This window comes from Frigoribacterium sp. NPDC087798 (genome assembly GCF_044742985.1).
Classification (GTDB): Bacteria; Actinomycetota; Actinomycetes; order Actinomycetales; family Microbacteriaceae; genus Frigoribacterium.
The window spans coordinates 378,391-402,905 of sequence record NZ_JBIUVP010000001.1; the positions used below are offsets into that span (position 1 = coordinate 378,391).

The 24,515-nt window shown below is 71.8% G+C and carries 21 protein-coding genes and 1 tRNA gene; 4 read left to right on the forward strand and 18 right to left on the reverse strand.

All coding sequences use genetic code 11. The annotated features are described in order from the left end of the window. Positions 1-221: 221 nt before the first annotated feature. The 10 genes from ACIOSR_RS01805 to dusB form a co-directional block, all read right to left on the reverse strand. Positions 222-294 (reverse strand) — tRNA-Asn (locus tag ACIOSR_RS01805). A gap of 114 nt (positions 295-408) precedes the next feature. After that, a complete protein-coding gene (locus tag ACIOSR_RS01810) occupies positions 409-1,464 on the reverse strand; it encodes an NAD(P)-dependent oxidoreductase (protein WP_082460241.1) in 1,056 nt (351 codons plus the stop codon). Beyond that, positions 1,461-2,360: an ATP-binding cassette domain-containing protein gene (locus tag ACIOSR_RS01815; RefSeq protein ID WP_402751699.1), complete on the reverse strand. Its 900-nt coding sequence runs from the start codon at positions 2,358-2,360 to the stop codon at positions 1,461-1,463. Before ACIOSR_RS01815 ends, ACIOSR_RS01810 begins: the two co-directional genes overlap by 4 nt. Before the next feature lie 2 nt (positions 2,361-2,362). Beyond that, a complete protein-coding gene (locus tag ACIOSR_RS01820) occupies positions 2,363-4,105 on the reverse strand; it encodes an ABC transporter ATP-binding protein (protein ID WP_082460242.1) in 1,743 nt (580 codons plus the stop codon). After that, a complete protein-coding gene (locus tag ACIOSR_RS01825) occupies positions 4,102-5,115 on the reverse strand; it encodes an ABC transporter permease (RefSeq protein ID WP_056045614.1) in 1,014 nt (337 codons plus the stop codon). The genes ACIOSR_RS01820 and ACIOSR_RS01825 overlap by 4 nt, the downstream gene beginning before the upstream one ends. 8 nt (positions 5,116-5,123) lie before the next feature. Then, complete coding sequence (locus tag ACIOSR_RS01830; protein ID WP_055972446.1) at positions 5,124-6,218, reverse strand: ABC transporter permease; 1,095 nt, start codon at positions 6,216-6,218, stop codon at positions 5,124-5,126. Positions 6,219-6,376: 158 nt separating this feature from the next. Beyond that, positions 6,377-7,999, reverse strand: a complete 1,623-nt coding sequence (locus ACIOSR_RS01835) for an ABC transporter substrate-binding protein (RefSeq protein ID WP_056045617.1) — start codon at positions 7,997-7,999, stop codon at positions 6,377-6,379. Between the two features lie 228 nt (positions 8,000-8,227). Further along, positions 8,228-10,135: a DNA primase gene (dnaG, locus tag ACIOSR_RS01840; protein ID WP_123570788.1), complete on the reverse strand. Its 1,908-nt coding sequence runs from the start codon at positions 10,133-10,135 to the stop codon at positions 8,228-8,230. A gap of 112 nt (positions 10,136-10,247) precedes the next feature. Further along, positions 10,248-11,519, reverse strand: a complete 1,272-nt coding sequence (locus tag ACIOSR_RS01845; protein WP_082460243.1) for a deoxyguanosinetriphosphate triphosphohydrolase — start codon at positions 11,517-11,519, stop codon at positions 10,248-10,250. 45 nt (positions 11,520-11,564) lie between these two features. Next, a complete protein-coding gene (dusB, locus tag ACIOSR_RS01850) occupies positions 11,565-12,722 on the reverse strand; it encodes a tRNA dihydrouridine synthase DusB (RefSeq protein WP_402751700.1) in 1,158 nt (385 codons plus the stop codon). Positions 12,723-12,737: 15 nt separating this feature from the next. On the opposite strand from dusB, the gene ACIOSR_RS01855 reads away from it, so the two are divergent. Then, positions 12,738-13,262, forward strand: coding sequence for an aminoacyl-tRNA deacylase (locus ACIOSR_RS01855; protein WP_402751701.1), 525 nt, complete (start codon positions 12,738-12,740; stop codon positions 13,260-13,262). On the opposite strand, the gene ACIOSR_RS01860 is transcribed toward ACIOSR_RS01855, so the two are convergent. From ACIOSR_RS01860 to ACIOSR_RS01880, 5 genes are all read right to left on the reverse strand, one after another. Continuing rightward, positions 13,252-13,449 (reverse strand): hypothetical protein, encoded by a 198-nt coding sequence (locus ACIOSR_RS01860; RefSeq protein ID WP_123570174.1) that lies wholly within the window; start codon positions 13,447-13,449, stop codon positions 13,252-13,254. The two genes, ACIOSR_RS01855 and ACIOSR_RS01860, sit on opposite strands and share 11 nt — an antisense overlap. After that, on the reverse strand, positions 13,446-14,114 hold the full coding sequence (locus ACIOSR_RS01865; protein ID WP_159826441.1) for a DsbA family protein: 669 nt from the start codon (positions 14,112-14,114) through the stop codon (positions 13,446-13,448). The genes ACIOSR_RS01860 and ACIOSR_RS01865 overlap by 4 nt, the downstream gene beginning before the upstream one ends. Further along, the gene (locus ACIOSR_RS01870) at positions 14,111-15,139 is read right to left on the reverse strand and encodes a hypothetical protein (protein ID WP_402751702.1); all 1,029 of its coding nucleotides are present in this window, start codon (positions 15,137-15,139) and stop codon (positions 14,111-14,113) included. Before ACIOSR_RS01870 ends, ACIOSR_RS01865 begins: the two co-directional genes overlap by 4 nt. Before the next feature lie 576 nt (positions 15,140-15,715). Further along, positions 15,716-17,101 carry a glycine--tRNA ligase gene (locus tag ACIOSR_RS01875; protein ID WP_056045637.1) on the reverse strand — a complete coding sequence of 462 codons (1,386 nt, stop codon included), beginning with the start codon at positions 17,099-17,101 and terminating at the stop codon, positions 15,716-15,718. 78 nt (positions 17,102-17,179) lie between these two features. Further along, positions 17,180-18,220: an aminotransferase class V-fold PLP-dependent enzyme gene (locus tag ACIOSR_RS01880; RefSeq protein WP_402751703.1), complete on the reverse strand. Its 1,041-nt coding sequence runs from the start codon at positions 18,218-18,220 to the stop codon at positions 17,180-17,182. Positions 18,221-18,301: 81 nt separating this feature from the next. Between ACIOSR_RS01880 and ACIOSR_RS01885 the strand changes: the two genes are divergently transcribed. Together ACIOSR_RS01885 and ACIOSR_RS01890 are read left to right on the forward strand one after the other, a co-directional pair. Beyond that, the gene (locus ACIOSR_RS01885) at positions 18,302-19,258 is read left to right on the forward strand and encodes a LysR family transcriptional regulator (RefSeq protein WP_233568330.1); all 957 of its coding nucleotides are present in this window, start codon (positions 18,302-18,304) and stop codon (positions 19,256-19,258) included. A gap of 32 nt (positions 19,259-19,290) precedes the next feature. Further along, on the forward strand, positions 19,291-19,962 hold the full coding sequence (locus tag ACIOSR_RS01890; protein ID WP_148053616.1) for a hypothetical protein: 672 nt from the start codon (positions 19,291-19,293) through the stop codon (positions 19,960-19,962). A gap of 11 nt (positions 19,963-19,973) precedes the next feature. On the opposite strand, the gene ACIOSR_RS01895 is transcribed toward ACIOSR_RS01890, so the two are convergent. Continuing rightward, positions 19,974-20,771 (reverse strand): isoprenyl transferase, encoded by a 798-nt coding sequence (locus ACIOSR_RS01895; protein ID WP_056045644.1) that lies wholly within the window; start codon positions 20,769-20,771, stop codon positions 19,974-19,976. Then, entirely contained in the window at positions 20,768-21,511 is a 744-nt protein-coding gene (gene recO, locus ACIOSR_RS01900) for a DNA repair protein RecO (protein WP_123570177.1), read from the reverse strand. Before recO ends, ACIOSR_RS01895 begins: the two co-directional genes overlap by 4 nt. 34 nt (positions 21,512-21,545) lie before the next feature. Between recO and ACIOSR_RS01905 the strand changes: the two genes are divergently transcribed. Beyond that, the gene (locus ACIOSR_RS01905) at positions 21,546-22,208 is read left to right on the forward strand and encodes a trimeric intracellular cation channel family protein (RefSeq protein ID WP_402751704.1); all 663 of its coding nucleotides are present in this window, start codon (positions 21,546-21,548) and stop codon (positions 22,206-22,208) included. 384 nt (positions 22,209-22,592) lie between these two features. On the opposite strand, the gene leuA is transcribed toward ACIOSR_RS01905, so the two are convergent. After that, positions 22,593-24,353 carry a 2-isopropylmalate synthase gene (leuA, locus tag ACIOSR_RS01910; protein WP_159826433.1) on the reverse strand — a complete coding sequence of 587 codons (1,761 nt, stop codon included), beginning with the start codon at positions 24,351-24,353 and terminating at the stop codon, positions 22,593-22,595. Positions 24,354-24,515: the final 162 nt, after the last annotated feature.

The window sequence follows — 24,515 nt, forward strand, 5'->3', positions numbered from 1 at the left end:
CGCCCCCCCCCCCCCCGGCCGGGGGGCCCGCGCCCCCCCCCCCCGCCGCCCGCCCCCCCCCCCCCCCCCCCCCCCCCCCCCGGGGGGGCCGCCCCCCCCCCCCCCCCCCCCCCGCCTCCTTCTCGTTCGGGCACGGAACGGAACGTAACGGAACGGCGAGAGAGGCCCAGGACGGACCGGGCAAGAGAAAAGGCCCAGAGGGTGGAGCCTCTGGGCCTTCGCTCCCCGAGTTGGACTCGAACCAACAACCTGCCGGTTAACAGCCGGCTGCTCTGCCAATTGAGCTATCGAGGAATGGCAACCGCCCCGGACTTTCGTCCGTGACAGCGGAGACAACACTAGCAAAGATCTGAGCCCCCGAGGGACCACGCCGACGACGCGGCGCGTCGCACGGCTCCGAGCGCCGCGTCAGTACCCGTCGTGCGGGTCGACCACGCCGACGAACTCCCCGTCGCCGAGGAAGGCCCGCACGTTGAGCCGGATGCGCTCGGCCAGCAGCGGGGCCGTCATCTCGGGGGTGTCCGCCTGGTGCGGCGTGACGACGACACGCGGCTCGCCGAAGAGCGGGTGCCCGTCGGGGAGCGGCTCGGGCGTGGTGACGTCGACCCCCGCGCCCCAGAGTCGCTCCGCCCTGACCGCCTCGACGAGGGCGTCCGTGTCGACCAGGCTGCCCCGCGCGACGTTGACGAGCACGGCCGTCGCCGGCAGCAGGGCGAGCCGACGCGCGTCGAGGAGGCCTGCCGTGCCGGGCGTCGCGGCGGCGGCGAGGACGAGGACGTCGGCCTCGGGCAACACCTCGTCGAGTCGCTCGACTGGGACGGTCCGGTCGGCCCCGGGCACGGGTTCGCTCGACCGGCGCACGATGGTCACCCGGACGTCGAACGGGGCCAGGAGGCGCATCAGCTCGATCGCGATGCCCCCCGCCCCGACGATGACGACGTGCCGTCCGTAGAGCGACCGGCCCTGTTGTTCGGTGGCCCAGGAGGTGGCGCGCACGCGCTGGGGAACGACCCTCAGCAGCGACAGCACGAGCATGAGGGCGTGCTCGGCGACGGGTTCGGCGAACGCCCCCTTGGCGCTCGTCCAGAGCGGCAGCGCGCGGTCGGCACGGGCCGTGATGACCTCGGAGAAGGCGTCGACCCCGGCGTAGGGCAGCTGGACCCACTCGATGCCCGGGTTCTCGTCCAGCGCGCGGGCCAGGCCGTCGGGGTCGCGGTACGAGAGCCAGACTAGGCCACGGGTCTCCGGGCCCAGGGGGACGACGTCCGCTCCCCCGGCCCTCACGGCGTCGACGAAGACCGGGGTGGGGCGGGGGGCCACCGAGACGGCGCCCGGGGTCGGGCGTCGCCCCGGGGCGAGGACGGGGCCCGCGGTGACGACCGCGCGGTGGCCGCGCGCGCCTCCCGGGCTCGTCGCCCGGGCGGCGTCCGAGGTGGTCGGGCCCGTGGCCGGCTCGGCGGTCACGAGGGCCGGTCTCCGCGGAGGCCGGCGTCGGGGTCGATCGGTCGCCCGGCCTCGCGCTCCTCCGGGCGGATGATGTCGATCGGGGTCGTCTGCGAGAGCACCTTGACGTAGGGGTCGATGCCGGTCCGGAGGACCTCGTCGATGTCGCCCAGTCCGACCAGACGGCCACCGCGCATGACGGCGACGCGGTCGGTGATCGCTCGCGCCTCGGCCACCGAGGAGGTGACGACGAGCGCCGAGAACTGACGCCCCTCGTGCAGGTTCCCGATGACGTCGAGGACGGCCTGACGGACGAGCACGTCCACCCCCCGGGCGGGCTCGTCGGCGATCAGCAACGGGGGCTCGAGGACGAGGCTGCGGGCCAGGGCGACGCGTTGTCGCTGACCGGAACTGAGCTCCCAGGTCTGCTTGAGCATGGTGCCGAGCGGCAGGTGCACGCCGTCGACGAGCGTCGCGACGATGCGCCCGGCCTCGGTGCGGTCGAACTTGCGGTCGCGCTGGTAGATCGGCTCGGCGATGGCCTCGCCGACGGTCAGGTCGGGACTCAGCCGCTCGCCGTCGTCCTGCGCCAGGTAGCCGACCATGGCCGAGAGCCGGTCCCGGCGCCGGCCCGAGAGCTTGCCGACGTCCTGGCCGAAGACCCGTGCGGTCCCACCGACCAGACGCGGGCGCCCCTCGTCGACGCGGCCCGTGCCGGTCAGTCCGGCGAGGGCCATCGCGAGCGTCGACTTGCCCGAACCGCTCTCGCCGAGCACGGCGACGATCTCGCCCGGCTCGACCCGCAGGGTGACCCCGTCGACGGCACGCACGGCCGGATGGCCCGCCCGGGCGGGGTAGAGCAGCGACAGGTCGTCGGTGACGACCGGCTGGTCGAGGTCGAGCTCGCGACCCGGCACCGTCAGGCCGCCCCGACGGTGTCGGTTCCGCGCTCCGGGTCGCCCGCCGCCCGGCGGTCGAGTTCGGCCAACCGCTCGCGGCGGGACGCCTGCTCGATCGGATCGGGCACCGGCAGCGACGCCAGCAGGCGCTGCGTGTAGGGATGCTCGGGCGCGCCGAGGACCTGGTCGTTCGGTCCGCTCTCGATCAGGTCGCCGTGGAACAGCACGCCGATCCGGTCGGCCAGCATGTTGACGACCGCGAGGTCGTGGCTGATGAACAGGGCGGCGAAGCCCAGCTGCGACTGCAACTCGGTGAACAGCTCGAGCACCCGGGCCTGCACGGAGACGTCCAACGCGCTGGTGGGCTCGTCCGCGATCAACAGCGTCGGGTCGAGGGCGAGCGACCGGGCGAGGCTCGCCCGCTGACGCTGCCCGCCGCTGAGCTCGTGGGGGTACCGGTCGGCGAACGACTTGGGCAGCTGGACCGCCTCGAGGAGTTCGTCGACGCGCGGACGGGCGGCCCGGGCGTCCTTCGCACGACCGTGCACGATGAGCGGCTCGGCCACGCACTCGGCGATCGTCAGCAACGGGTTGAAGCTCGACGCGGGGTCCTGGAAGACGAAGCCGATGTCGGCGCGCTTCGGCTTGAAGTCACGCTCGTGCACCCCGTTCATCTCGATGCCCAGCACCTCGAGCGACCCCCCGGTGACCTTCGTCAGCCCGGCGATGGCCCGTCCGATCGTCGTCTTGCCCGAACCGCTCTCGCCGACGAGGCCGAGGACCTCGCCGCGGGCGATGGTGAAGTCGACGCCCTTGACGGCCCGGAAGCCGCCGCGGCCGAGGCGACCGGGGTACTCGATCTCGAGACCCCGGGCACGTACGACGACCTCGCTGTCGGCGGGCTGCTCCTGCTGCGTGTGGCCGCGCGCCTCGAGCTTCGGCACCGAGCCGAGCAGGCGCTTCGTGTAGTCGTCCTGCGGGTTCGCGAACAGCTCGACGGCCGGGGCCTGCTCGACGACCTTGCCGAGGTACATGACGGCGACGCGGTCGGCGAGGTCGGCGACGACGCCCATGTTGTGCGTGATGAGCACGATGGCCGTGCCGAACTCGTCCCGACAGCGGCGCAACAGGTCGAGGATCTCGGCCTGCACGGTCACGTCGAGGGCCGTGGTCGGCTCGTCCGCGACGATCACCGACGGGTCGAGGACGAGCGCCATCGCGATGACCACGCGCTGCTTCTGCCCGCCCGAGAACTGGTGCGGGTAGTAGTCGACGCGGGTCTCGGGGTCGGGGATGCCCACGCGACGCAGGATGTCGATCGCCTTGACCCGCGCCTCCTTGCGTCCGACCTTGCCGTGGGCCCGCAGGCCCTCGGCGATCTGCCAGCCCACCGTGTAGACGGGGTTGAGCGCGGTCGACGGCTCCTGGAAGACCATGGCGACGTCGGTGCCGCGGAGCTCGCGCACCTTCTTCGGGCCGACCTCGAGGACGTTCTGCCCCGAGAGCAGCACGGCACCGGTGGCGACCGCGGTCTCGGGCAAGAGGCCGAGGATCGTCTTCGCCGTGACGGTCTTGCCGCTCCCCGACTCGCCGACGATCGCCAGCACCTCGCCGGCGCGGACGTCGAGCGTCACGCCCTGGACGGCCGCGACGTCGCCGCCGTCGGTCGCGAAGGTCACCTCGAGGTCGGTGATGCCGACGGCGACGGGGCGCTCGTCGCGCGGCGTCGCGGGTCGGCCGGTCGTGGTCGTGTCGGCGGTCATGCGGTCACCTCGTCGTGGGTCGTGGTCGGGGCCTGCTCGGTGCGTCGGGTGCCCTTGGTCTTGCGCTTCGCGCGACGGCGGGTCCGGAGGCGCGGGTCGGCCAGGTCGTTCAGGCTCTCGCCCATCAGCGTGATGCCGAGCACCATCAGCACGATCGCCGCACCGGGGAAGACGCCGGTCCACCAGATGCCGCTGGCGGTGTCGGAGAGGGCGCGGTTCAGGTCGTAACCCCACTCGGCCGCCGCGGTCGGGCCGATGCCGAACCCCAGGAAGCCGAGGGCCGCCAGGGTCAGGATCGCCTCGGACGCGTTGAGCGTGAGGATCAGGGGCAGGCTCCGCGTGGCGTTGCGGAGGACGTGCTTGAACATGATGCGGCCCGTGCTGCTGCCGTTCACCTTGGCCGACTCGACGAACGCCTCGGCCTTGAGCCTCGTGGCCTCGGCGCGGACGACGCGGAAGTACTGCGGGACGTACACCACGGTGATCGAGATGCCCGCCGAGACGATGCCGCCCCAGAGGCTCGACTGGCCCCCGCTGATGACGATCGAGACGACGATGGCGAGCAGCAGCGAGGGGAACGCGTAGACCGCGTCGGCGACGACGACGAGCACGCGGTCGAGCCACCCGCCGAGGTAGCCCGAGATCAGGCCGAGCGTCACGCCGATCGTGATCGACAGCACCACGGCCACGATGACGACGGCCACGGCGGTCCGGGTGCCCCACATGACGCGGCTGAACACGTCGTAGCCGCCGACAGTCGTCCCCCACAGGTGCTCGGCCGACGGTGGCGCCTGGCGCGGGAAGGCCTCGGTGGCACCGCGCAGCTGGCCGAAGCCGTAGGGCGCGATGAGGGGGGCGAAGATCGCCAGCAGCACGAACACGGCGACGATCACGACGCCGGTCAGCAGCATGCCGCGCTGCAGCCCCACCGAACGGCGGATCTGGGCGACGACGGGGAGGCGCTTGTAGAGGGGTTCGCGGCGGTCGGCCGCGACGGTCGAATCGGTCATGGTCATGGTCAGTACCTCACGCGGGGGTCGATCAGGGCGGCGATCACGTCGACTACGAAGTTGGTGACGGCGACGATGACGGCGAGCACGGCGACGATGCCCTGCACGGCGATGAAGTCGCGGGCCGACAGGTACTGCTGCAGCTGGAAGCCCAGCCCCCGCCAGCCGAAGGTGGTCTCGGTCAGCACCGAGCCGCCGAGCAGCATCGCGATCTGCAGCCCCATGACGGTGATGATCGGGATCAGGGCGGGCTTGAGAGCGTGAGCCCGGACGAGCCGGAACTCGCTGACGCCCCGCGACCGCGCCGCGTCGACGTACTCGGAACCGAGCGTGCCGATGACGTTGGTGCGCACCAGGCGCAGGAAGATGCCGGCGGTCAGCACGCCGAGCGCGAGGGCGGGCAGCACCGCGTGCGAGAGGACGTCCACGATGATCGTCGAGTTGCCGGTCCGCAGGGCGTCGACGATGTAGATGCCCGTGGGGTTGTCGATGCGCCCCAGGGCGATGGCGACCCGCGTGCTCGCACGACCGCCGAGCGGGAGCCAGCCGAGCCAGACCGAGAAGGTGAGCTTGAGCAGCAGGCCGGCGAAGAAGACCGGGGTCGCATAGGCGAGGATCGCCAGCACGCGCAGGATCGCGTCGGGCCAGCGGTCGCGCACGTACGCGGCGAGCATGCCGAGCGGGATGCCCAGCACGAGCGCGACGATCAGGGCGTAGAAGACCAGCTCGATCGTGGCGCTGCCGTACTGCAGCAGGATGCCGCTGATCTCGCGGTTGTCGGTCGCGGTGGTGCCGAAGTCGCCCCGGACGATCTGGCCGAGGTACTCGAGGTACTGCACGATCACGGGGCGGTCGTAGCCGGCGGCGGCGAGACGCTCCTGCAGCTGGGCCTCGGTGAGACGCCCGCCGACGGAGGCGGTGATCGGGTTGCCGACCACGCGCATCAGGAAGAACACGAGCGTGACGAGGATGAACACGGTGGGCACGATCAGGATCGCGCGGATCACGATGTAGCGTCCGAGGCCGCCGCCGCCGGAGCTCCGGGACTTCCCGGGACTGGAGGTGGGCGGTGCCGTGAGGGAACCGTCGGTGATCAGGGTCACGTCGTTGGGCCTTTCGATGGTGTGGTGCCGGTCGCAGACCGGAGGGGGCGCCCCGCGGTGTCGCGGGTCGCCCCCTCGGCGTACGGCCGTGGTGCGGAGTCCCCCGACCCCGGAGGCCGACCGGCGGACCGGCGGGACTCAGGGGACGGGGACGCGCGTCAGCGGCTCAGCGCACCGTAACGGAACTTGAACGACGCGTCGAGCGTGTCGTCCACGCCCTTCACGTCGGACTGCGAGACGACGACCTGCGTGCCCTGCAGCAGCGGCAGGGTCGGCAGGTCGGCCGCGACGGCGTCCTGGATGTCCCCGATGGTCGCCTCACGAGCCGAGGCGTCCTGCTCGCCGATCTCCTTCGTCAGCAGACCCTGGACGGTCGGGCTGTCGTAGTGGTTGCCGACGAAGTTGTCCGCGCTGAAGAACGGCGTCAAGTAGTTGTCGGCGTCCGAGAAGTCGGGGAACCAACCCAGCTGGTAGACGGGGTAGGCGTCCTCGCGGCGCTCGGTGCTGTAGGTGTCCCACAGGGTCGACTGGAGGTTCACGGTGAACAGGCCGCTCGCCTCGAGCTGCGACTTGATCAGCGCGTACTCCTCGTCGCTCGACGCACCGTAGTGGTCGGGGCTGTACTGCAGGTCGATCGACACCGGGGTGCTGACGCCGGCGGCCGACAGGGCCGCGGCGGCCTTGTCGACGTCGGGGCCACCCTGGCCGTCGCCGTAGAGGCCCTCGAGGGGCGTCGTCGCACCGGTCAGGCCGTCGGGGACGACCGAGTAGAGCGGCGTGTAGGTGTCGTTGTAGACGTCCTTGGCCAGGGCGGCACGGTCGACCGTGTCGGCCACGGACTGACGCACGGCCAGGGCCTTGGCCGGGTCGGCGTCGGGCTGCGTGGCGCCGTAGGGCATGGTGTTGAAGTTGAACACCAGGTAGCGGATCTCGCCGCCGGGGCCGTTGTGCACGGTGAGCGCGTCGTCCTTGGCCAGGTCGGCCAGGTCGGTCGGGCTCAGGCTGCGGTTCGCGACGTCGACGTCGCCGTTCTGGACGGCGAGCTTGAGGTCGGTCTCTTCGGTGTAGTAGGTCGCCGTGACCGAGTCGGTCTTCGGGGCACCGAGCACGCCGTCGTAGGCGTCGTTCGCCTCGTAGGCGATCGTCTCGTTCTGCGAGTAGTCGGTGATCGTGTACTGACCCGAGAAGGCGTTGCCCTTGACGATGTCGTCGGCGTCGGTGAGCCCGGTCGCCGAGAAGACGTCCTCGTCGACGATCGGGCCGGCGGGGCTCGAGAGCACCTGGGGCCAGGTCTGGTCGGCCGACTTGAGCGTGAAGACGACGGTCGTGTCGTCGGGCGCGTCGGTGCTGGCCAGGTTGCCGAGCAACGACGACGGGCCGTTGGGGTCGGCGATGGCCAGCTGGCGGTCGAAGCTGAACTTGACGTCGCTCGAGGTGAGCGCGTTGCCGTTCGCGAAGGTCAGTCCGTCCTTGAGCTTGACCGTGTACTCGGTCGGGCTGGTGAAGTCGGCGGACTCGGCCAGGTCGGGCTCGACGTCGGGGCTGCCGTACGGGGCGTTCGTCAGGAAGCCGAACACCTGGTTCTGGACGGCGAACGAGCCGTTGTCGTACGAACCGGCCGGGTCGAGCGACGTGATGACGTCGGTCGTGCCGATGCTGAGACCGTCGAGGGCGTCGGTCGCGTCACCACCGGAGGCGCAGCCCGAGAGGACGAGTGCGGTGGCAGCGGCGCCACCGACGACGGCGAGGGCGCGTCGGGCGAGCGTGGAGTCGGATGTCATATCCGGTTACCTCTTTCTCTGTGTGCAAGGGGCCCCGGGCCGTGCTGTGGACGCGGCCGTTTCAGGGAACGTCCATTGGTAACACACACGTGAGCGCGAGACGGGCTCATCGCGCAACTGTTTACAGGCCCGCAACGAACCCTTGCCAACTGGTCGCCTCGAGGCCGGCGGCGCATCCTCATGATGTATGCGCGTTCAGGCCGGGGCACCGCGTGACGGCCGCCGACCTCACTCTTGGCGGATGGACCGGCGCTCGGCCTCGACGGCGGCGATCCGCACCTGGATCTCGCGCCAGCGATCGGGTTCGGTCTTCATGTCGGTGCGGAACGACTGCCCGAGCAGTTCGGACTTCTCGCGGATCAGGTCGCGCTCGACGATCGAGACGACGATGCCGCGACAGTAGGTCGTGATCTCGCGTCCCTCGCGCTCGGGGATGGGGGCGACGGCCAGCTCTTTCGCCAGGGCGTCGAACGGCGACGGCGTCTGGCCGAGGACGACGTCGAGCCAGTCGGCCGAGTCGAACCGGTCGAGGCTCGCGCCGATCGCGTCGCGGACGACGGCCAGCGCACCGTTCTCGATGCGTGCCCGTGCCGCCCGCTGCATGAGTTCGAAGCCGACCGTCGCCGGGTGCTGGAGCATCGCCATGAGCGCGTCGCGCTCGGTGCGGGTGGTCAGGTCGCCCGGGAGCGTCAGCAGGCTCGGGCCGGCGGGCTCGTCGGGCACCGGCGGCAGGCTCGTGATCGACTGCCGGCCGTCGGTGGCGTTCTTGGGCTGCGACCGCTCGAGCGCGTTCTGGGCCGAGGAGGCGCGACCCGCGTCGTCGACGGACCGCGCGACGTCGGCCGGGTCGAGCCCCAGCCACCCGGCCAGCGACCGCACGTAGCCCTGGGTCATCGAACGGTCCCGGATGCCCGCCACCACCGGCGAGGCCGCCCGGAGCGCCGACACGCGACCCTCGACCGTCTCGAGGTCGTGCCCGTCGATGAGCCGGCGGATCATGAACTCGAACATCGGACGCTTGGTCGAGATGAGGCGGCGCACGGCGTCGTCGCCGCGGTTCAGCCTGAGGTCGCACGGGTCGAGCCCGTCGGGGGCCACGGCGACGAAGGTCTGCGCGGCGAACCGCTGCTCTTCGGCGAACGCGCGTGACGCCGCCTTCTGGCCCGCCTCGTCGGGGTCGAAGGTGAAGACGACCTCGCCGCCGGTCGAGGTGTCGGCCCCGCTGACGTCGCCGAGCATGGGTCGCAGCACCTTGATGTGGTCCACGCCGAACGACGTGCCGCAGGTCGCGACGGCCGTCGTGACCCCGGCCAGGTGGCACGCCATCACGTCGGTGTAGCCCTCGACGATGACGACCTGCTTGCCCTTCGAGATGTCCCGACGGGCCAGGTCGAGCCCGTAGAGCACCTGGGACTTGTGGTAGATCGGCGTCTCGGGGGTGTTGAGGTACTTCGGGCCCTTGTCGTCCTCGAGCAACCGACGCGCGCCGAACCCGATGGTCGACCCCGTGACGTCGCGGATCGGCCACACCAGCCGCCCGCGGAAGCGATCGTAGGGGCTGCGGTCGCCCTGGCTCAGCAACCCCGCGGTGACGAGCTCGTCGTCGCGGTAACCGAGCCCCTTGAGGTGCGACCGCAGGGCGTCGAACGACTTGGGGGCGAACCCCACGCCGAACCGCTCGGCCGCGGCCGGGTCGAACCCCCGCTCGCCGAGGAACCGGCGGGCGGGCTCGGCGTCGGCGGCCGTGAGGTGGTCCACGAAGAACTCGCGCGCGGCCTCGTTCGCCGAGATCAGACGCGCCCTGTTGCCGTGGTCGCTGGCCTGCCCGCCGTCCTCGTAGTGGAGCTCGAAACCGATGCGCGCCGCCATGCGTTCGACCGCTTCTTGGAAGGTCGTGTGGTCGGTCTTCATGACGAAGCTGAAGACGTCGCCGTCCTCACCGCAGCCGAAGCAGTGGTACCGCCCCACCTGGGGCCGCACGTGGAAGCTCGGACTGCGCTCGTCGTGGAACGGGCAGAGCCCCTTGAGCGACCCCACGCCCGCCCCCTTGAGCGTGACGTGGTCGCCGACGATGTCGGCGATGTTGGTGCGCGACCGGACCTCGTCGATGTCGTTGCGTTTGATCAGGCCGGGCACGTGTCGATTGTAGGTCGAGCCACCGACCACGCCGACCCGGGAGGTCGGCCGCGGGAGGACGAGGAGGCGCGGTGCGGCCGGTCGGGACCCGCGCCTCCTCGGCGACTCGCCGTCAGCGGCCGGCGGTGAGCCGGTCGTGCCACGCCATGGCGCTCTGGTCGGTCAGCGAGGCGACCTGGTCGACGACGACCCGACGCCTCGCGGCGTCGTCGTCCGCCGAGGCCCAGTCGGCGGCGAAGCCGCGGTCGAGTTCTGACGGGCCCGCCTGCCACAGGGCGTCGGCGAGGCTCGTCAGGACCTCGCGCTGGCGCAGGTAGATGGGCTGCCGGTTGTCCCGCGTCATGACGAAGGCCGCGACGATGCCCTTGAGCACGGCGATCTCGCCGATCACGTCCGGGGCGACGACCACCGACGCGCCGAAGCGCATCAGGGCGTCACCGGGATAGGACTCACGCGTCGCCTGGGTGGCCGAACCGGCGAAGCGCCCGATCAGCTGGCTCGTGAGGTTCTTGAGACGGGCCTGCGCGAACCGGCTGCCGTCGTACGACTCGAGCCAGAACGGCAGCGCCTGCAACCGGTCGAAGGCCTCGGTCAACTCGTCGCGACTGAGCTCCCCGCCGACCCACTCGTGCATGGCCGTCACGAGCGAGTCGTGGTCGACCCGCGCCCCGAGGGCGGCGACGTCGACGTAGCCGTTGACCACGGCGTCCTCGAAGTCGTGGACCGAGTACGCGATGTCGTCACTGAGGTCCATGACCTGGGCCTCGACGCACCGCCGTCGACGCGGGGCACCCCGACGCAACCACTCGAACGCGGCCGTGTCGTCGTCGTAGAAACCGAACTTCATGCGACCGCCCGGGTCGGGGATGCCCTGGGCCGCGGGCCACGGGTACTTGCAGCTGGCGTCGAGGCTCGCACGGGTGAGGTTCAGCCCGAAGCTGCGTCCCGTCGCGTCGATGACCTTCGGCTCGATGCGGGTCAGCAGTCGTAGGGTCTGCGCGTTGCCCTCGAAGCCGCCGATGTCGGTCGACCAGTCGTTCAGGGCCCGCTCGCCGTTGTGCCCGAACGGCGGGTGGCCGAGGTCGTGCGCGAGGCAGGCCGTGTCGACGACGTCGGGATCGAGGCCGAGGCTCGTGGCGAGCTCGCGACCGACCTGCGCCACCTCGAGCGAGTGCGTCAGCCGGTTGCGGGCGAAGTCGAGGCCGGCCGTCGGGCTCAGCACCTGCGTCTTGGCCGCCAGGCGCCGGAGCGCGCTGGAGTGCAGCAACCGGGCCCGGTCGCGGGCGAAGTCGCTTCGCCGGTTGGAGTGCTGCTCGGGCGCCCAGCGCTCGGAGTCGGCGGGGTCGTACCCGGGGGTGGCGCTCGGCAGGGCTTCGGTGGACACCGGGGCCTCTCGGTCGGGACGGGAAGGGATCTCGGGAGGGGGTGCCTAGCCGCCGCTGTGGTGCAGCTCGGCTGCGGCGAGCTCGGCCTTGAAGGCCTCGTCGAGCTCGCGGCTCTCGAGCCAGCGGTCGGGCAGGGCGGGCCGCTTCGGGCTGCCCGCACGGCCACGCGGCCCCTCGGCCGCCTCGCCGGGGTACTGCTCGTGGGGGTCCATCGTGGCGAGCAGGTCGTCGATCTGCTGCAACGAGTCGGCGAGGGCGAGAGCCGCCCTGACCTCACCGCCCACGGGGTAGCCCTTGAAGTACCACGCGACGTGCTTGCGCATGTCACGGCAGGCGCGGCCCTCGTCGCCCGACCAGAACTCGACCATGAGTTCGGCGTGGCGCCGGAAGGCCCGTCCCACCTCGCCGAGCGTCGGCTCGGCCTTCAGGTCTTCGCCGCGGAAGGCCGCGGCGAGGTCGCCGAACAGCCACGGCCGACCGAGGCAGCCGCGACCCACGACGACCCCGTCACACCCGGTCTCGTCGACCATGCGCAGGGCGTCGGCCGCCGACCAGATGTCGCCGTTGCCGAGGACCGGCACGTCGGTCACGGTCTGCTTCAGGGTGGCGATGGCGGACCAGTCGGCGGTGCCCGAGTAGAAGTCGGCGGCCGTGCGGGCGTGCAGCGCGATGCTCGCGACCCCGGCCCCCTGGGCGGCTCGACCGGCCTCGAGATAGGTGAGGTGCTCGTCGTCGATGCCCTTGCGCATCTTGACGGTCAACGGGATGTCGCCGGCGGCCTTGACGGCACCCTCGACGATCTCGCGGAAGAGGCCGATCTTCCAGGGGAGGGCCGAGCCGCCGCCCTTGCGCGTGACCTTGGGCACCGGGCAGCCGAAGTTGAGGTCGATGTGGTCGGCGCGGTCCTCGGCGACGAGCATGGTGACCGCCTCGGCCACCGTGTTCGGCTCGACGCCGTAGAGCTGGATGCTGCGCGGCGTCTCGGACTCGTGGTGCTGGATGAGGCGCATCGACTCGGGCGTGCGCTCGACCAGCGCCCGGCTCGTGATCATCTCGCTCACGTAGAGGCCGGCGCCGTACTCGCGACAGAGGCGGCGGTACGCCGTGTTGGTGATTCCGGCCATGGGGGCGAGCACGACGGGCGAGGCCACGTCGATCGGTCCGATCGAGAGGCCGCGCGAGGGCAGGGTGGTGGTGGACATCGTTACGATTCTCCCATGAGCGACGGCGGGCTGACGAGTGGTGTGGACGACGCGGACGTCGGGGGCGACCAGGGTCGACTCGACGGCACGGACCGGGTGCGGGAAGACGCCGCTGCGCGCGGTCTCGCGGTCGAGATCGTCGCGCGCCCCGCGGCCGACTCGCTCGAGGCCGCTGCCGCTCTGCTCGGGCTGCAACCGTCCGACATCGTGAAGAGCCTGGTGGTCAAGCGACACGACGGCTCGTTCCTGTTCGCGCTCGTGCCGGGCGACCGACAGATCTCGTGGGCGAAGCTCCGAGCCGTCGTGGGCGTCAACAAGCTGTCGATGCCGAGCGCCGACGTCGCCCTCGAGGTCACCGGATACGAGCGGGGCACCATCACCCCCCTGGGCAGCTCGACCGCGTGGCCCGTGGTCGCGGACTCCCGCATCGTGGGGAGGCGCGTCGCCCTGGGTGCCGGAGCCCACGGCTTCAGCGCCTTCGTCGAGGCCGACGACCTCGTCGCCGCGTACGACGCGACCGTGGCCGACGTCAGCGACTGACGCCGCGCCTCCCGGGCTCGGCGGCCGGGGACCCGACCGCGGACGTGCCCTCGGCGACCGGGGGGACGACCAGACAGGAGTCCCCCTCACAGGCGACGGCGTCCGGTGCACCGAGCATGGTCAACGGCGCGGACGGTGTCGCGAGCCCGGCCCCCGACCCGGCCCCGGCCTCGCGGGAATCGCTCATCGGGCCACCTCGGAGGCGACCTGCTCGAGGGCCTGGACGAACGTCTCGGGAGCCTGGGCGCCCGAGATGCCGTACTTGCCGTCGAGGACGAAGAACGGGACGCCGGTGATGCCGAAGGCCTGCGCCTGGGCCTGGTCGGACCGCACGTCGTCGAGGTGACGCCCGGTCTCGAGAGCTTCGCGCGCCTCCTGCTCGTCGAGGCCGACCTCGGCGGCCAACGTGACGAGATCGTCGACGCGGCCCACGTGGCGGCCCTCCTCGAAGTAGGCGTGGAGGAGGCGTTCCTTCATCTCGGCCTGACGCCCGTTCGCCTTGGCGAAGTGGAGCAGCTCGTGCGCCTTGACCGTGTTGGTGTGCTGCAGGTGCTCGAAGTCGTAGGCGAGGCCGACCTCGGACGCGATGCCGGCGACGGTGTCGAGCATGCCGCGGACCTGGTCGGCGGGCATGCCCTTGTGCTTCGAGAGGAAGTCGACCTCGTCGCCCTCGAAGTCGACCGGGGTGTCGGGCGAGAGCTCGAACGAGTGGTACTCGACCTCGACGGGGCCGTCGAAACGTCGCACGGCCTCCTCGAACTTGCGCTTGCCGATGAAGCACCACGGGCAGGCGATGTCGGACCAGATGTCGACCTTGACGGTCGCGGACGGGGTGGCTGGGTCTGCGGTCACGGCAGGCCCAACCCTCGGCCGTGCCGCGCCATTCCCCGCGCCGTACCTCTACCCCCCTCCGGCGCCTCCCTTGTCGGCAACTCCTGCCTCGTGCGCTGCCCGGGTACGGCGAGCCGCCAGTTCCTGCGGCCGCGGGGGCCGAGCACCCGGGGCGTGCAGGAGTTGCCGACACGTGACCCGGGCGTGGGGCCACCCGCCGTGGCCACCAGGGCGTCGATCGCGGCCGAGGTGCGAGCCCACAGGTCACGCACCATGATCGTCCCCGCGCGGAACGGGACGAGCCCGTCCAGAGCGATGTCGGCGTCCTTGAGGCGGTCCTGGTCGAACCGCCTCTCGTGGTGCTCGCGACCGTCGGTCTCGAGACCGACGATGCCGTCGACGAGCATGTCGAGGACCTTGCCCGTGGTGCCGACGGGCACCTGCCGCACGACGTGGTGCCCGGCCAACCGGAGCCGCGTCCCGGCCGCCGACTCGAGGATGCTCTGTGCTCCCCCGTCGCTCCAGGCCACCAGGCCCACGGCATCGGCACGCTTCCGGGCGAGGACCTCGGTGGCGTCCTCGTCGTCGCCGACGAGGCCCATGCTGCGGGCCCAGTCGACCAGGATCACCGCGTCCTCGAGCGATGCCGCCTCGACGACCGCGCGGGCGAGGGCGTCACGTGGGTCCACCATCCAGGTCGAGCCGCGGGCTCCCAGAGCGACGGGGTCCCAGACCACCCGGACGCCCCGTCGACGTCGGAGGCGGGAGGCGGTCTCGGGTACCGAGACCGTGATCCGCGGGCGTCGCCACGACCAGGCGCCGAGTTGGTGCAGGGCAGCTGCCCCCGTGAGCCGGCCACCCACTGCGACGGCGACGAACCTCGGGTCGCGGGGCGGCCACGTCGAGTACCAGCCACGTCGGGGACGACGGACCGTGCGGGCGCGCACGGCGACGGTCAGGTGGCGGTCCGTGGCACCCAGCGCGACCAGGTCACGCTTGTGCAGCAGGCCACCGGCATCGGAGACGAGTTCGGCGATCGTGGTCATGCCGACAGCGTGCCGAGCGGTGCCCCTCTCCCGGGGCGGCCGAGGGCGGCTTGGGGACGGTGGCCGCGCGTGGCTCCCCTGGGGCCGAGACCTGGTCGCGGGGACTGCGACTCGGGCGACGGCAACTCCTGCCCCGTGCCTCGTGGGCCCGCGACACGCCACGTGGGCGGCGCGGGTCGCGGCGGGAAGCAGGAGTTGCCGACGCACCGCCCCACGAACGGACCGGGCGCAGAGGCGCAGGGCGGCACGGGTCGACGCGACCGGGCCCGGAGCCGCGGGGCGGCGCGAGGGTGCGCGAAGCCGCAGCGCGGCGCGAGGGGGCATGGAAGTGCAGGGCAATCGGCTGAGCACGACGGAGCGCGGAAGTGCAGGGCGATCGGCTGAGCGCGAGGGGGTGCGGAGGCGCTGGGTGGTCGGCAACTCCTGCCCCGTGCCTCGTGGATCAGCGACACGCCACATGGGCGGCGCGGGTCGCGGCGGGAGGCAGGAGTTGCCGACGACAGACGGGCCCCCGTCGTGCAACGCGTGCACGACCGGGGCCCGTCGCGGAGGGGCGGGCGCGAGGCGCCCCGGCGGCTACGCGCCGAGCAGCTGCTCGGCCAGGTAGGCGCGCAGCCCGGCCAGGGGGATGCGCTGCTGGGCCATGGTGTCGCGCTCGCGCACGGTCACGGCGTCGTCCTCGAGCGAGTCGAAGTCGACCGTGACGCAGAACGGCGTGCCGATCTCGTCCTGGCGGCGGTAGCGTCGGCCGATGGCGCCCGCGTCGTCGAAGTCGATGTTCCAGTACTTCCGGAGGTCGGCGGCGAGCCCGCGGGCCATCGGCGACAGCTGCTCGTTGCGGCTGAGCGGCAGCACGGCCACCTTGATCGGTGCCAGGCGACGGTCGAGCTTCAGCACGGTGCGCTTGTCGACGCCGCCCTTGGCGTTCGGCGCCTCGTCCTCGGTGTAGGCGTCGACGAGGAACGCCATGAGCGAGCGGGTGAGACCGGCCGCGGGCTCGATGACGTAGGGGGTCCAGCGCTCGTTCTTGGCCTGGTCGAAGTAGGTCAGGTCTTTGCCCGAGGCGGCGGCGTGGGTCTTGAGGTCGTAGTCGGTGCGGTTCGCGATGCCCTCGAGCTCGCCGAACTCGCCGCCGGCGAACCGGAAGCGGTACTCGATGTCGACGGTGCGCTTGGAGTAGTGCGAGAGCTTCTCGGCCGCGTGCTCGTAGAGGCGCAGGTTCTCGGGGTCGATGCCGAGGTCGACGTACCACTGGAACCGCTGGTCGATCCAGTACTGGTGCCACTCTTCGTCGCTGCCGGGCTCGACGAAGAACTCCATCTCCATCTGCTCGAACTCGCGCGTGCGGAAGATGAAGTTGCCGGGCGTGATCTCGTTGCGGAAGCTCTTGCCGATCTGGCCGATGCCGAACGGCGGCTTGATGCGCGACGACTGCAGGATGTTGTCGAAGTTGGTGAAGATGCCCTGCGCGGTCTCGGGTCGCAGGTACGCCATGCCCTGCTCGTTGTCGACCGGGCCGAGGAAGGTCTTGAGCAGACCGGAGAAGTTCTGCGGTTCGGTCCACGAGCCGGGCTGGCCCGTGTCGGGGTCGCGGACGTCGGCCAGGCCGTTCTCGGGCGGGTGGCCGTGCTTGGCCTCGTACGCCTCGAGCAGGTGGTCGGCGCGGTAGCGCTTGTGGGTGTGCAGCGACTCGACCAGCGGGTCGCTGAAGACCTCGACGTGCCCGGAGGCCTCCCACACCTGGCGCGGCAGGATGACCGCCGAGTCGAGGCCGACGACGTCGTCGCGGCCCTGCACCATGGTCTGCCACCACTGACGCTTGATGTTCTCCTTCAGGGCGACGCCGAGGGGCCCGTAGTCCCAAGCCGAGCGCGAACCGCCGTAGATCTCTCCCGACTGGAAGACGAAGCCGCGGCGCTTGGCCAGGGCGATGACGGAATCGAGACGGTTGGGTGCTGCCACGTGTGATGCTCCGATGAGTTGAGGCCCGAGCTGGGTGCCCGGTCGGTCGAGGTACCCGGCAACTCTACCGGCGGTGCGTCACCGGCCGAGCGCGACGGCGACGGCCTCGACGTCGCCCTCGTCGTTCCAGAGGTGGAACGCCACGCGGACGCGACCGGCGCGCCCCGACACCACGAGACCGGCGTCGCCGAGGAGGCGCTGGTCGCGTCCGTCGGGATCGGCCCAGGTCACGATCGCGCGGCCCTGCGCCTCGATCCCGAGCCGCGAGCAGAGCGCGTCGCCCGTCCCGGCGGCGTGCGCCCAGGTCTCGTCGGGGTCGAGCGCGGCGAACGTCGTGAGCGCGGGCAGCGCCCCGGCCCAGGCCTGCCAGGCGGGCGACACGTCGAAGGCCCGCGCGTCCGTGGCGAGGCTCATGTCGGGGCCGTAGCACGAGGCCCACACGTCGTCGCCCGCGTACCAGCCGGCCTGGGCCGGGACCATGGCCTCCTGCAGCCGCTCCCCCACGGTGAGGAACGCCACCCCTCGCGGGCAGCACAACCACTTGTAGGCGTGCGTGACGCTGGCGTCGTACCGCGAGGCGTCGACGGGCCGCACGCCGGCCGCCTGCGTGAGGTCGCACAGCGTCAACGCCCCGTGTCGGGCCGCCGCGGCGACGATGGCGGCGTCGTCGGCGACCTCGCCGGTGGCGGACTGGACGGCCGACCAGGCCACGAGGTGCGTGCCGGGCCCGACGGAGCCGGCCAGCTCGGCCAGCGGGACGCTCCGCACCCGGATGCCCCGCGCCTCCTGCACCACGAAGGGGTAGACGATCGAGCTGAAGTCGCCCGTGGGCACCAGCACCTCGGCGCCGTCCGGGACCGAGGCCGCGATGACGGCGACCATCGCCGACGTCTGCGACGCGATGGCCACGCGGTCGACGCCGACCCGGGCCAGCCGCGCGAAGGCCGCGCGCGCCTCCTCGACGACGGCGCCGTAGGCGGCCGGGCCGGCCCGACCGGACGACCACCGGTCGAGGTCGGCGCGCGACGCCTCGATCGTGGACCGCATCGGCAGGCCCATGGTGCAGGCGGCCAGATAACCCGGTGCGGGGGCGAAGAGGTCGGGTCGGGACGCGGTCATGTCCTCAGGCTCCCCCCGTCGAGACCGAAGGACAACCACCAGTGTCTGAGGCCGCTCATCACCGCGGCTTATGATTCGACCGTGCCCGACGACCTCGACCTCGCGTCCCTGCGCGTCGTCCGCGCCGTGGCCGACACCGGCACCATCACGGCGGCGGCCGCCCTGCTCGGCTACAGCCAACCCGCCGTCAGCCAGCAGCTGCGTCGAGCCGAACGCCAGGTCGGGCAACCGCTCGTGCTCCGCGCCGGGCGCGGCGTCGCCCTCACCGAGGCCGGGCACAGGCTCGCCGCGCACGCCGTCCACGTGCAGGCGGCCCTCGACGCCGCGCGGCAGGACCTCGACGACCTGGGCGGCGTCGCCACGGGCCACGTCACCCTGGCCGGGTTCCCCAGCGCGTCGTCGACGATCGTCCCCGACGTGCTCTCGCGCCTGCGCGACCGGCACCCGGGCCTCACGGTCGACTACGTCGAGGCGGAACCCCCGGAGGCGCTGGCACGACTGCGCGACGGCTCGGCGGACGTCGCGGTCACCTTCCGTCACGGGGGCGACCCCGGGGGCGAACGCGACCTCGACGGGTTGCTGCACCGCGCCTCCTTCGTCGACCGCACGGTGCTCGCCGTGCCGTCTGCCCACCCGTTCACGCGAGGCGACGACTTCGGCGGCCTGGCGCACGAGAGGTGGATCGGCGGATGCCCCCGCTGCCGGGGCCACCTGCTCGCGACCTGCGCCGCGTCCGGGTTCGAGCCCGAGATCGTGCTCGAGACCGACAACGCCCTGGCCGTGCTCGGCCTCGTCGCGGCGGGCCTCGGCGTCGCCCTGCTCCCGGGGCTCTCGCTCGTGTCCGCCGCCGTGCCTCGCGGGGTGCGGGTGGTGGAGCTCGACGACGGCCTCGCCCGCGTCGTGCACGTGGTCCACGGGCGTGGCGGCGACCGCGTGCCGAGCGTGCGGGCGGTCCTCGACGCCTTCGAGCAGGTGGACGGCGACGCGCTGGGCCTCGTGCCGGTGCCACGGGGCGAGCCGTCCACGGCGCCGGGTTAGGCTGGCCCGACGAACCAGGAGAGGTGCAGGTCGTGCGCACAAGACTGACCGTCGGCATCGCCGTCTCGGTGCTGGCCCTCGTCGGGCTGACCGGCTGCTTCCCGAGCCTCGACGACCTCACCCCGGCCGGTGCGGGCGGATCGGCGTCGACCCCCGGCCCGGGAGCCACCGGCGCGCCGCAGCCCCAGGTCACCGGGGCTCCCGGCACCGGCGGCGGCACGGGGTCGCAGCCCGACGCCCTCGCCCCCGGGGGCACGCTGCTCGGCCAGGTCAACTACAAGGACCTCACCATCTACGTCTACGGCGTCGGCGAGCTGACGACCTCGGCGCCCTCGATCTACGCCCGCCCCGACGGCACCGACCCCTACCCCGCGGGCACCGACGTCGAGGTCACGGCCTACGTGCTGACGAACAACTCGCAGCGTCGGCTCGACCTGACCGACCTGAGCGCCGACTACTCGTCGTACGGCAACGACCTCGCCACACAGGACGTCTTCGCCGGGCAGGATCTGTTGACCCAGCTGGGCTACGAGACCTCGCTCGAGTCGAAGTTCCCGGCGGACAGCGCGAACTGGTACCTGCTGCCGGGCGAGTCGACCGTCTTCGCCAACGCCTGGTTCCACCGGGCGAGCGACGGACCGCTGACCCTGCAGTTCCTCTGGCCGGCCGAGCGGATCTTCCTGGGCGCGAACATCCAGTTCTGACGGGCGTCCGGTCAGGCCGGGCCGGGGGCGTCCACCGCTCCCCCGAAACGACGGGTGCGCGAGGCGTAGGTCTCGACGGCCTGCCAGAGGTCGGTCCGGGTGAAGTCCGGCCACAGCCGGTCGAGGAACACCATCTCGGCGTAGGCGGACTGCCAGAGCATGAAGTTGCTCGTGCGCTGCTCGCCCGAGCTGCGCACGAAGAGGTCGACGTCGGGCAGTTCGGGAGCGTACAGCCGCTTCTGGATCAGCTTCTCGCCGACGGCCGAGGGCTTGAGCCGACCGGCGGCGACGTCGTCGGCGATCGAGCGCACCGCGTCGGCGATCTCGGTCCGCCCGCCGTAGTTGACACACATCGTCAACGTCAGGACGTCGTTGCCCTTGGTCAGCTCTTCGGCGAACTGCAGTTCCCTGATCACCGACCCCCACAGCCGCGGCTTCCGCCCGGCCCAGCGGACCCGCACGCCCCAAGCGTTCAGCTGGTCCCGACGTCGGTGCAGCACGTCACGGTTGAAGCCCATCAGGAAGCGCACCTCGTCGGGCGAGCGCTTCCAGTTCTCGGTCGAGAACGCGTACACGCTGAGGTGCTTCACGCCGATCTGGATCGCCCCGGCGACCACGTCGAGCAGCGACATCTCGCCGGCCTTGTGGCCCTCGACACGGGTGAGCCCGCGCCCGTTCGCCCAACGGCCGTTGCCGTCCATCACGATCGCGACGTGCTCGGGCACGGCGCCCCGCGGCATCTCGGGCGGGTGGACGCCCGTCCAGTCGAGGGGGCGGAAGTCGGCGGCGTCGCGGTGGGTCTTCTTCACGGTCTCTCTCTTCCGGGCACCCGGTCGACGTGCTGCAGCGATCGCAGTCCCCGTTCGAGGTGCCACTGCGTGTAGGCGGCGACGACGCCGCTCGCCTGGTTGCGGGTCGCGTCGGGTGCGTCCTCGGCGTGGTCCCAGTCCCCCGTGAGCAGCGCGCCCAACAGGGCCAGCGCCTCCTGCGTCAAGCGCGGAGCGCCGGGAGGCGCGTGCGAGTCGGCCACCACGCCACCGAGCTGGACGACGAAGGCCGAGTGCGGCCCGGGGGCACCGGTCACGGCGCAGTCGCCGAAGCTCGGCGACCAGCCCGCGATGCTGAGCGCACGCAAGAGGTACGAGTCGAGCGTGAGCTGGGGCGCGTGCTCGTGCCGCGCGAGCGAGCGGAGGGCCCCGACGAGCAGGAGGTACTGCTGCAGACCCGCCTCGGCCTCGGTCAGCTTGTCGGCCGTCTCGACCATCACGCTGCCGGCCGTGTAGCTCTCGTAGTCGGCCGCGATCACGGCACCGTACGAGCCGAGCGACTCGGCCTGCTGCACGATGTCGAGCGAGCGGCCCTCGTAGAGCTGCAGGTCGGCGACCATCATCGGCTCGAGGCGCGCCCCGAACTTCGACGCCGTCCGCCGGACGCCCTTGGCCACGGCCCGGATCTTGCCGTGGTTGCGGCTGAGCATCGTGAGGATGCGGTCGGCCTCACCCAGCTTGTGGGTGCGCAGCACGACGCATTCATCACGGTAGACGGGCACCGACCAAGCATCGCACGCGTGGTACAAACGTCAGGTGCACGCCACAGCCTTCGCCGTACCCCTGTGGGTGGACCTCCTCGCCGTCGGCATCGGCAGCCTGCAGGGGGCGATGTTCGCGTCGGAGTACAAGGACCGCCGTCTCGACCTGCTCGGCATCGCCATCATCGGCATCGCCACCGGGCTCGGCGGCGGCGTACTGCGCGACGTGCTGCTCGGCGAGGTGCCGCGCGCCATGTCGAGCAACTGGTACCTGCTCGTCGCCGTCGCCGCGGCGATCGTCGGCATGGCGCTCCAGCGCGTGTTCACCCGGCTGGCCGGGGTCATCACCGTGCTCGACGCGCTGACCATCGGCCTGCTCGGCGCGATCGGGTCGACCAAGGCGCTCTCGCTCGGACTGCCCGAGATCCCGGCCGTGTTCGTCGGGGTCATCGCGGCCGTCGGCGGCTCGGTGCTCCGCGACCTGCTGATGAACCTCACCATCGCGATGATGCACGTGGGATCGCTCTACGCCGTGGCGGCGGCCGGCGGCACCGTCGTGCTGGTCGTTGCCGTGACGCTCGGCGCACCCGTGGCCGTCTCCGCGATCGCGGGCACGTCGATCACCCTGGTCATCCGCTTGCTGGCGGTACGGTTCGGCTGGACCCTGCCCGAGCAGCGCGCCCTCAGCCGGCTGCCCCGCTGGCGTCGTCCGCGCTGAGTCCGGCTGCCCGGTCTCGACGCCGGGCCCGTCGCCGGGCCCGTCGCCGGGCACGTCGCCCCTCGTCCCTCGTCGGGCCCGTCGTCCTTTCTCGGGCCCGAGCCGCACCCCCTCGGCAACTCCTGCCCCCTGCGCCAGCACACCCCGACACGCAGCACACCCGCACCCCCGCGCGACACCGGGCAGGAGTTGCCCGCACCCGTCGGCAACTCCTGCCCCCTGCGCCAGCGCACCCCGACACGCCGCACATCGGCGCCTGCGCCCTACACGAGGCAGGAGTTGCCGACACCCGCAGGCGCGAGACAGCCGGCACGACGACGCCCCCGGCACCGCGAGGGCACCGGGGGCGGGTCGGGTCGGGCGGGTCGGGGCGGGACGGGCCGCTCAGACCGACGCGAGCTCGCGCACGTCGGTCGTCGTGCGGATGGCGCGGTTCACCGCCGAGACGATGGCCTTGAGCGACGCCGTCGAGATGTCGGCGTCGATGCCGACTCCCCAGAGCCGCGTGCCGTCGACGTCGAGCTCGACGTAGGCCGCGGCCTGGGCGTCGCCCGAGGCGCTGAGGGTGTGCTCGACGTAGTCGTACAGCTTGACCTGGACGCCCTGCTCGGCGAGGACGGCGATGAACGCCGCGATGGGCCCCGTGCCCCGGGCCGACGTCGACTCGACCGTCTCGCCGACCCGCAGGTCGACGTCGAGGACGGTCTCGCCCGACATGTCGCTCGCGGTGCTCGTCCGGGTCAACTCGAAGCGACCCCACTTGTCGTCGGCCTCGTCGGCGGGGAGGTACTCGTCCTGGAAGATCGACCAGATGTGGGCGCTCGTCATCTCGCCCCCCTCCTGGTCGGTACGCGACTGCACGACGCCGCTGAACTCGATCTGCAGCTTGCGCGGCAGGTCGATGGCATGGTCGGCCTTCAGCAGGTAGGCCACGCCGCCCTTGCCCGACTGCGAGTTGACGCGGATGACCGCCTCGTAGCTGCGCCCCAGGTCTTTGGGGTCGACCGGCAGGTACGGCACCGCCCACTCGAGCGCGTCGACGTCGACCCCGCGCGACGCCGCGGTCGCGGCCATGGCCTCGAAGCCCTTCTTGATGGCGTCCTGGTGCGAACCGGAGAACGCCGTGTAGACGAGGTCGCCGGCCCAGGGGCTGCGCTCGTGCACGGGCAGTTGGTTGCAGTGCTCGGCGGTGCGCTTGACCATGTCGAGGTCGCTGAAGTCGATCTGCGGGTCGATGCCCTGGGTGAACAGGTTGATGCCCAGCGCGACGAGGTCGACGTTGCCCGTGCGCTCGCCGTTGCCGAAGAGGCAGCCCTCGATGCGGTCGGCGCCGGCCAGGTAGCCCAGCTCGGCGGCCGCGATGCCGGTGCCCCGGTCGTTGTGCGGGTGCAGCGACAGGATGACGCTGTCGCGGCGGGCCAGGTGACGGTGCATCCACTCGATCGAGTCGGCGTAGACGTTGGGGGTCGCCATCTCGACGGTCGCCGGCAGGTTGACGATCACCGGTCGCGAGGGCGTCGCGTCGAAGGCCTCGATCACCTGGTTGCAGATGTCGAGCGCGAAGTCGAGCTCGGTGCCGGTGTAGCTCTCGGGCGAGTACTCGTAGAACACGGCCGTCTCGGGGATGGTCTTCTCGGCCTCGAGGCACAGGCGGACGCCCTCGAGGGCGATGTCGACGATGCCCTGCCGGTCGGTGCGGAACACGACGTCCCGTTGCAGCACGCTCGTCGAGTTGTACAGGTGGACGATGGCCTGCTTGGCACCGGCGATCGACTCGTAGGTGCGGGCGATCAGGTGCTCGCGCGCCTGGGTCAGCACCTGGATCGTCACGTCGTCGGGGATGGCCCCCTCGTCGATGAGGCTGCGGACGAAGTCGAAGTCGGTCTGCGAGGCGCTCGGGAAGCCGACCTCGATCTCTTTGTAGCCCATGCCGACCAGCAGGTCGAACATGATGCGCTTGCGCTCGGGGCTCATCGGGTCGATCAGCGCCTGGTTGCCGTCGCGCAGGTCGACGGCGCACCAGCGGGGCGCCTCGGTGATGCGCTGGGACGGCCAGGTGCGGTCGGGCAGGTCGACGGCGATCTGCTCGTGGAAAGGCCGGTACTTGTGGATCGGCATGGCCGACGGCTGCTGTGCGTTCTTCATGTCCTGTGGTCTCTCTCGCCCTCGAGGGGCTGCTCTTCGCGGGGGTGTCGGCCGACGACGAACTCCGCGACGAGGGGGGCCTGGGTCAGGACTCGCCGCGGCAGCTAAGGAGGAGCAGGCCGGTGAACACGTGACGAGGCTAGCACCGACCGAGGAGGCGCG

Bases quoted from the DNA above. Each gene is read 5' to 3' on its own strand.
- ACIOSR_RS01820 (WP_082460242.1), bottom strand. From the start codon at position 4,105: ATGACCGCCGACACGACCACGACCGGCCGACCCGCGACGCCGCGCGAC.
- ACIOSR_RS01825 (WP_056045614.1), bottom strand. From the start codon at position 5,115: ATGACCGATTCGACCGTCGCGGCCGACCGCCGCGAACCCCTCTACAAG.
- ACIOSR_RS01835 (WP_056045617.1), bottom strand. From the start codon at position 7,999: ATGACATCCGACTCCACGCTCGCCCGACGCGCCCTCGCCGTCGTCGGT.
- dusB (WP_402751700.1), bottom strand. From the start codon at position 12,722: ATGTCCACCACCACCCTGCCCTCGCGCGGCCTCTCGATCGGACCGATC.
- ACIOSR_RS01855 (WP_402751701.1), top strand. From the start codon at position 12,738: ATGAGCGACGGCGGGCTGACGAGTGGTGTGGACGACGCGGACGTCGGG.
- ACIOSR_RS01860 (WP_123570174.1), bottom strand. From the start codon at position 13,449: ATGAGCGATTCCCGCGAGGCCGGGGCCGGGTCGGGGGCCGGGCTCGCG.
- ACIOSR_RS01870 (WP_402751702.1), bottom strand. From the start codon at position 15,139: ATGACCACGATCGCCGAACTCGTCTCCGATGCCGGTGGCCTGCTGCAC.
- ACIOSR_RS01880 (WP_402751703.1), bottom strand. From the start codon at position 18,220: ATGACCGCGTCCCGACCCGACCTCTTCGCCCCCGCACCGGGTTATCTG.
- leuA (WP_159826433.1), bottom strand. From the start codon at position 24,353: ATGAAGAACGCACAGCAGCCGTCGGCCATGCCGATCCACAAGTACCGG.